The organism is Microbacterium sp. LRZ72 (assembly GCF_033792225.1).
Lineage (GTDB): Bacteria > Actinomycetota > Actinomycetes > Actinomycetales > Microbacteriaceae > Microbacterium.
Window position 1 is genome coordinate 42,237 of the sequence record NZ_JANGEX010000018.1, and the last position, 7,123, is coordinate 49,359.

Consider the following 7,123-nt stretch of genomic DNA (forward strand, 5'->3'; position numbering starts at 1 on the left):
CTCAGGCGGAGCGCGCGACGAATCCCTGATCGAGCAGCCGCGCAACGACGCGCTCGGCGGCGTGGCCGTCCTCTCGCGCGTTGAACGCACGGCGCCACGCCTCGTAGCGCGGCGCGAAGAGGTCTGCGAGTCCCTCGTCGCCGAGTGCCCGGACGAGCTCGCTCTGCGAGTGCACGATCGGACCTGGGGCGCGCTCGCCGAGATCGAAGTAGAACCCGCGCAGCTGCCCCCGATAGTGATCCAGGTCGGGGACGAGGAAGTACATGGGCTTGCCCGTCACAGAGAAATCGAACATCACCGACGAGTAATCCGTGATGAGCGCGTCCGCCGCCGTCAAGAGAAGCGCGATGTCGGGGAATGCCGTCACGTCGATCACCCGCGGGCCCACCGCGTCCTCGCCCGGCTGCAGGGTCCTCGAGTGACCGCGCACGAGGACGACGGCATCGGCCTCACGCGCGAGGACGGCAGGGTCGACGAAGTCGACGATCTGCTCACGATCGTCCCGCCAGGTCGGGGCGTACAGCAGCACCCGCTCGTCGGCGCCGATGCCGAGCTGCCGGCGCGTGCGGCCTCCGTCCCCGCGCACGAGCACGTCGTTGCGGGGATAGCCCTCCACCCACACGGGCCGGCCCAGGAACGCGTAGGCGCGCTTCAGAACGCGTGCGCTGTAGGGATTCTGCGCAAGCAACGCGTCCCACCGCCGCGCCTCGCGCACGACCGCGACTGCGCGCCGGGGGGCGAAACCCGGACGGTGCAGCGCCAATCGCTTCAGGGGGGTGCCGTGCCACGTCTGCAGCACCCGCTGCCCGGGGCGACGCACGAACCGCCGCCGCAGCCAGTCGTTGACGACGAGCAGGCGCGCAGCGCCCCTCGCACGCCACCACTCGGGGCTGCCTTCGATCACCGGGACCGCGCCCTCGGGCACCGGTACCGAGAGGTCCACGACGCTCCAGTACCGGGTGACGCCGGGCGCGACCCTCGCCAGTTCGGCGTCGATGGCCCGGGGGTTGCACGAGATATTCCTCCCGTAGAAGCTCTCGAAGAAGACCGCGTTCTCGAGCGGGTCGCGGGCACCGGCATATCGCCGCTCCAGGGCGTCCTGACCCTCCCCGGAGTCGTAGGCGGGGTCGACGGGCGGTCCGATCTGCACGACGCCCGCACCATCCCAGGCGGCACGCATCCTTTCGAGCACGGTCAACGGCAGCGGCGGCGCCTGCAGCGGCTGCGCATCGGCACCGGGCCAGCGGACGGTGAGGCGGTACGGTCCCGACGGCAGCGGCAGGACGGGACCGCCCCAGCGACTCGTCTCGAGCGGAATCCGGGCTCGCCAGGTCTTTCCCCCGCCCGTCAGACGTGCACTGACCCGCGCGCGCCGCCCCACCAGTTCGACGCTCTCGGGGCGTTCGCCCTCACCCGCGATCTCGAGAGCCGCCGCGCCATCGGTCTGCCATCGCGCCGTGGTCATTCCTGCCCTCTCGTCGCCGGTGCACGCGGGGAAATCCCCGTCCTGCTCAGGATGGCACGGTAGACGCGACGGGCGTTGCCGCCGTCCCGGAACGCATGCACGCGTTCGCTCAGCTCTCGCGAACGATGCCGTGCGACGGCGTCCGCGGTCCTGTCCTGGAGCAGCTCCTCGATCACCGGCACCGCCTCGTCCCAGTCCGCGGGCGAATCCGTCCCGGCGATGTCTTCGTATCGCCCGTAGAAGCCGCGCTGCACGGCGTAGTCCGCGGCATCCGGTGCCACGTGCACGACCGGAAGGGGCACGAGGGCGGCGTCGAAGACGAGCGACGAGTAGTCGGTCACCAGCACGTCGACACCGGCGAGGACGGGGGTCGGGTCGGCAAGAAGATCGCTGCCGAGCGCGCGCACGCGATCCGTCGCCCGGGGCGGCGTGTAGTCGCCGCCGCCGAGGGGATGGGACCGCACCAGCAGCACCGCATCCGCGCGTTCGAGGGCGGCGACGAGGCCCTCCCACTGCCCGGGGGTCGGCACCGCCGGATCAGGCGTTCCGTCGCGCCAGGTGGGCGCGTACAGCACGATCCGGGAGCGAGGTGTGGGCAATGCCCCCACCGCCTCCGTCACGAGCGCACGGGCTCGCTCGCGACGCTCCGAGGGCGCCCCTTCGCTCAGCACGTCGGTGCGCGGCTCGCCGACGACCGGCACCCGCTCGTCGTCCAGGCCGAACGCCGACTCGAGGCGTCCCCGCACCAGGTGCGATGCGGCGGGGATGAGGCAGATGCGCCGCGTGGTGCCCCGATAGAGCGCGCGCAGCATCGCCCGCATCGCGCGGGAACGGGGCAGGATGCTGCTGCGCACGGTCGCGGGCGAGTCCAGCCCGATGCGCTTGAGCGGGATCCCGTGCCAGAGCTGGACGATGAAGCCGCCGTGGACGGCATAGCGGTTGACGTCGCCGAAACCGTGCGTGACGACGATGACGCGCGCCCGGGCGGTGACCCAGAAGCCTCGCGGCGAATAGGCTCGCACCGCGGGAATCCCCGCCGCCCGTGCCTGTTCGTCCTGCGCCGGGGTGGTCGTCAGCCAGAGAGCCGGGTGCCCGTCGCGCTCGACCTGCCGCCACAGCGCCAGCGCGCCGTCGGCGACGCCGACCGCGCACCCGACGACCCATGCATCGCGGCGACGCGGAATCAGCGCCGTCGCCAGCCTGCCCAGGAGGTAGATGGGGATACGCGCCAGCTTGGCCGCGTTGCCGGCGGCGAACGAGAAGGCTGCCATGTTCTCCCCCACGCGGCCCGAGCCTACCTCGCTGCGCGCACGAACGGATGCCGCCGCGGGCAGGGAAAAGGCGCCCGCGGCTGCTGCCGCGGGCGCCTGGCCCCAAGTTCTACTCGCCGAGCGACCCGAGGGTCGCCTCGACCTGCTGCGTCTCTCCGTCCCGGACGAACGTGACCGTGACGTCCGAGCCGCCGGCAGCGGCTCGCACGAGCGCGGTCAGGTCGACCGCGTCGGTGACCGGCAGGCCGTCGAACGCCGTGACGACGTCGCCCTCGCGCAGACCCGCGCTCTCGGCACCGCCCCCGGGGGTCACCGAGTCGATGTACGCACCGGCGATCGAGGCGTCCTCGATCATGCTGGCGGGCACGACGGTCGCGCCAAGCAGACCGTGCGTGGCCACACCGGTCTCGATGATCTCGGCGGTCACCCGCTCGACGATGTTCGAGGGGATCGCGAACCCGACGCCGATGGAGCCCGATCCGTCCGACGAACCGGCGGAGGCGATCGCGACGTTGATGCCGATCAGATTGCCGTCGCCGTCCACGAGAGCCCCGCCGGAGTTGCCGGGGTTGACGGCGGCATCCGTCTGAATCGCGGAGATCTTGATCGACTCGGCGCTCTGCGGAGCGCTCTCCTGGCCCGGGATGTCGAATTGGAACGGGCCCTGTGAGTTGCCGTCCTCCTCGCCCTGTTCCTCGCCCGAGTCCGGAGCGGCCGCCGAGGAGATCTCGATGCTCCGGTTCAGCGCGCTGACGATGCCCGTCGTGACGGTGTTCGACAGCCCGAGGGGTGCGCCCACGGCCACCGACTGGTCACCCACGTTGAGCTGCGACGAGTCGGCGAAGTCGATCGGGGTCAAGCCCGATGCATCCTCGAGCTTGATCACGGCGAGGTCGTAGACCGGATCCGTCCCGATGATCTCGGCACCGTAGATGCGCCCGTCGGATGCGGTCGCCCGGACCTCCGCGGACCCCGATGCGCCGCCGAGCGTGACGACGTGGGTGTTGGTGACCACGTAGCCGTCCTCCGAGAGCACGACACCGGAACCGCTGCCGCCGGCCCCCGCGTTCGCGTCCGACGCCTCGATCGTGACGACGCTCGGCACGACCTTGGCGGCGATGCCCGTCGTCGCGGTGACGTCATCCGTGTTGTTCACCGTCACCGCTCCCCCGGCTTCACCGGCGACGACCGTGGTCGAGGGTGCCCAGAGCTGCGAGCCGAGGTAAGCGCCGCCGACACCGGATGCGCCGCCCACGAGCGCCGCGGCGACGATCAATCCGGCGACCTTCGCCCCGCCCACCTTCGCGGTGTTCGCGGTACGGGTTGTGCCGGATGCGGAGGCGAACGTCGCCGACGTGTACGGCTGGGTGGGCTGCGTCGCCTGCGCCTGGGGCACCTGCTGCGGGGGCACCTGCTGCGACGGCATCTGCGGGGTCGGGGAGGAGCCGGTGGGCGCCGTCTCGTGCGCCGTTGAGGCCGCAGTGGGCGGCAGCGGCGGGCGGGGCGGGTACACCGGAGTCTGGTCGGACTCGCCGCGCGGGTCGTTGGCGTCGGGATGCTGCGTGTCGCTCATCTGATGCTCCTTCGATTAAGACTGGGTCCACCCTCCCCCCGCACCCTGTGGGATTCCTATGACGCGCCCGCATTTCGGCTATGCGAGTCCGGTGGCCTAGCCTGGAGCGCGGTCGTTCCGCGGGGTTCGACGGGGAGGACGACGCGAGTGCGCGACGTATCGGGAGCCTGGAGACGTGCCGCGAGCGGCGCCGGGTTGCTCTCCCCGTCCGGTGATGTCGCCCCCACGATCTTCGGTGAGATGAGCGCGCTGGCCGCCGCCACGGGGGCGATCGATCTGGGCCAGGGCTTCCCCGACGAGCAGGGGCCGGCCGAGGTGCTCGAAGCCGCACGCGAGGCCATCGCCGCCGGGACCAACCAGTATCCGCCCGGCCGCGGCACTCTTGCGCTCCGAGAGGCCATCGCCGGGCACCAGCGCCGGTTCTACGGACTGGACGTGGACCCCGAGACCGAGGTGAATGTGACCGCGGGGGCGACCGAAGCCCTCGCCGCGGCGCTGCTCGCCCTCATCGAGGGGCCCGACGACGAGGTCGTCGTGTTCGAGCCATACTACGACGCCTACGCCGCCCTCGTGGCCCTGGCGGGCGCGCGACTGGTGACCGTGCCGCTGCGCTGGCCGCACTTCCTCCCCGACCGCGATCGACTCGAGGACGCCGTCACCGACCGCACCCGCGTGATCATCGTCAACGATCCGCACAATCCCACGGGCACCGTGCTGCCCGACGAGATCCGGGAGCAGATCGCCCGCCTCGCCGAACGGCACGACGCCGTCATCGTCACCGACGAGGTGTACGAGCACCTCGTGCTCGAGGGCCGGCATCGGCCGATGGCGACGTTCCAGGCGGCATCCGATCGCACCCTGACGATCTCGTCGGCCGGCAAGACGTTCGCCGTCACCGGCTGGAAGATCGGTTGGGTCTGCGGTCCTCCGCAACTGGTCACGGCGGTCACGACCGTCAAGCAGTACCTCACCTACTCGGGTGGGGCGCCTTTCCAGCCCGCCATCGCCCGGGGGCTCGGACTCGCAGACGCCTACTTCGACGGGATCGCCGACGACCTGCGACGCAAGCGCGATCTGCTCGGTGCCGCCCTGGTCGAGGCGGGACTGACGACGACCACGCCCGCGGCCTCCTATTTCACGATCGCGGATGCCGCCCCGCTCGGTGTTGCCGACGCCGAGCAGTTCTGCCGTCGCCTCCCCGACCTCGCCGGCGTGGTCGCCATCCCGGTCACGGCGTTCGTCCGTCCCGAGCATCGCGCCGAGTACGCGAGCCTCGTGCGCTTCGCCGCGTGCAAGCGCGAGGACACCCTGCGTGAGGCCGCGCGCCGGCTGGCGGCGCTCCCCCGCTGAGTGCGCACCCTCGGCCGCTTTCCTAGCGCGGCTCGACGCCGAAGCGTCGCAGCGCGAGCGCGGGATTGATCCGACGCACGCGGGCGACGGCATCCACGTCCGCGAACGCCACCGCGACGTCGGTGCCGGTGCCCACCGCCGCCACGGCGACGCCCTGCGGATCGACGACCGTGCTGTGCCCCACGCCCAGAGGCGGTGGATGATCCGCCGCCGCCACGTACACGGTGTTCTCGATCGCGCGGGCGTGCAGCAGCGTGCGCCAGTGGTGCTCCTTGAGCGGCCCACGCACCCACTCGGCGGGAACGAGCACGACGTCGGCTCCGGCATCCGCCAGCAGTCGCGTGACCTCGGGGAATCGAAGGTCGTAGCACGTCTGCAGCCCGAAACGCAGCCCGCCGCGCTCGAAGGTCTGCGGCGGTGCGATCTCGCCGGGCGCGATCCAGTCGGACTCTCGCTGCCCGAACGCGTCGTAGAGGTGCAGCTTGCGATAGACCGCCTGCACGCCGCCGGCATCCACGGCAACCAGGGTGTTGCGCACCCGATCGTCGTCGGCCGTCTCGACCAGACCGGCCACGATCATCACGCCCACCTCGGCCGCGAGGTCCATGAGCGCTTCCGTGAACGCCCCGCCGACCGGCTCGGCGTTCTCACGCAGGCTCGCATCGAACGGGTCGACGAAATAGCTGGCGTACTCGGGGAAGACGACGACCTGCGCGCCCCGCTGCACGGCGGTTCGGGTCAGCTCGCCGATTCGCGAGAGATTGACGGCCTTGTCCGCCGTGGGCGCGAACTGCGCGACGGCGATGCCGACCGAATCCGTCATGATCGCCGCCCTCTCTCCGCCCGCTCGCGGAATCGCCAGCCGACGGGCACTGCGACCCAGAGGACGACGATGCCCGAGGCAAGGCACACCGCGACGAGCGCCGCGGCGCGGGAGTCCAGCACGAAGTCGAAGATGAAGGCCACCACGCCGACGACGAGCACCGACACGGTGACCAGTGCGGTGATCAGCGAGATATGGCCGTACGCCACCGTATGGCGCTTCGCGCGACGCCGGAAGAGCGTCCGGTGCAGCGCGACCGGCGCCAGGGCGATGATCGCACTGACGGCCGCGGTGACGACCAGGAACAGGTAGAAGTTGCGCTGGCCGGAGGTCAGGTCGCTGAAGGCCGGCTGGAACGCGAGGGCGAGCAGAAAGCCGGTGAGGATCTGCGTGCCGGTCTGCAGCACGCGGAGCTCTTGGAGCACCTCGATCCAGTTGCGGTCGTAGCGCTCGGTCTCGGTCTCGTCGCGCCCCTCGCCGGTCGGGCGCGGACGGCCAGGCGTCCCATGCTCCATCCCGGTCATGCTCCCATCTTCGCGGTGGCGCCACGGAGCGGCAACCCGCCGGGCTATAGGCCAAAAAGTGTGGATGGGATCTCGATCTAGCGGCGTGATTACGGGGTAGGACAGGGATCGTTATGG

General features: G+C 71.2%; 6 protein-coding genes. 1 reads left to right on the forward strand and 5 read right to left on the reverse strand.

Annotation, left to right across the window (positions count from 1 at the left end):
- Nucleotide 1 precedes the first annotated feature (1 nt).
- The 3 genes from M4I32_RS14130 to M4I32_RS14140 all read right to left on the reverse strand — a co-directional run bounded on the left by M4I32_RS14130 (nucleotide 2) and on the right by M4I32_RS14140 (nucleotide 4,309).
- Nucleotides 2-1,465, reverse strand: coding sequence for a CDP-glycerol glycerophosphotransferase family protein (locus M4I32_RS14130; RefSeq protein WP_319035119.1), 1,464 nt, complete (start codon nucleotides 1,463-1,465; stop codon nucleotides 2-4).
- Nucleotides 1,462-2,748, reverse strand: coding sequence for a CDP-glycerol glycerophosphotransferase family protein (locus M4I32_RS14135; protein ID WP_319035120.1), 1,287 nt, complete (start codon nucleotides 2,746-2,748; stop codon nucleotides 1,462-1,464). The genes M4I32_RS14130 and M4I32_RS14135 overlap by 4 nt, the downstream gene beginning before the upstream one ends.
- Before the next feature lie 97 nt (nucleotides 2,749-2,845).
- Complete coding sequence (locus tag M4I32_RS14140) at nucleotides 2,846-4,309, reverse strand: S1C family serine protease (RefSeq protein ID WP_319035121.1); 1,464 nt, start codon at nucleotides 4,307-4,309, stop codon at nucleotides 2,846-2,848.
- A gap of 147 nt (nucleotides 4,310-4,456) precedes the next feature.
- On the opposite strand from M4I32_RS14140, the gene M4I32_RS14145 reads away from it, so the two are divergent.
- The gene (locus M4I32_RS14145; protein WP_319035122.1) at nucleotides 4,457-5,659 is read left to right on the forward strand and encodes an aminotransferase class I/II-fold pyridoxal phosphate-dependent enzyme; all 1,203 of its coding nucleotides are present in this window, start codon (nucleotides 4,457-4,459) and stop codon (nucleotides 5,657-5,659) included.
- Nucleotides 5,660-5,681: 22 nt separating this feature from the next.
- Here the strand turns inward: M4I32_RS14145 and M4I32_RS14150 are convergent, their stop codons facing one another.
- Nucleotides 5,682-6,482, reverse strand: coding sequence for a carbon-nitrogen hydrolase family protein (locus M4I32_RS14150; protein WP_319035123.1), 801 nt, complete (start codon nucleotides 6,480-6,482; stop codon nucleotides 5,682-5,684).
- Complete coding sequence (locus tag M4I32_RS14155; RefSeq protein WP_319035125.1) at nucleotides 6,479-7,006, reverse strand: DUF6328 family protein; 528 nt, start codon at nucleotides 7,004-7,006, stop codon at nucleotides 6,479-6,481. The genes M4I32_RS14150 and M4I32_RS14155 overlap by 4 nt, the downstream gene beginning before the upstream one ends.
- Nucleotides 7,007-7,123 lie beyond the last annotated feature (117 nt).

Bases quoted from the DNA above. Each gene is read 5' to 3' on its own strand.
- M4I32_RS14150 (WP_319035123.1), bottom strand. From the start codon at position 6,482: ATGACGGATTCGGTCGGCATCGCCGTCGCGCAGTTCGCGCCCACGGCG.
- M4I32_RS14140 (WP_319035121.1), bottom strand. From the start codon at position 4,309: ATGAGCGACACGCAGCATCCCGACGCCAACGACCCGCGCGGCGAGTCC.
- M4I32_RS14130 (WP_319035119.1), bottom strand. From the start codon at position 1,465: ATGACCACGGCGCGATGGCAGACCGATGGCGCGGCGGCTCTCGAGATC.
- M4I32_RS14155 (WP_319035125.1), bottom strand. From the start codon at position 7,006: ATGACCGGGATGGAGCATGGGACGCCTGGCCGTCCGCGCCCGACCGGC.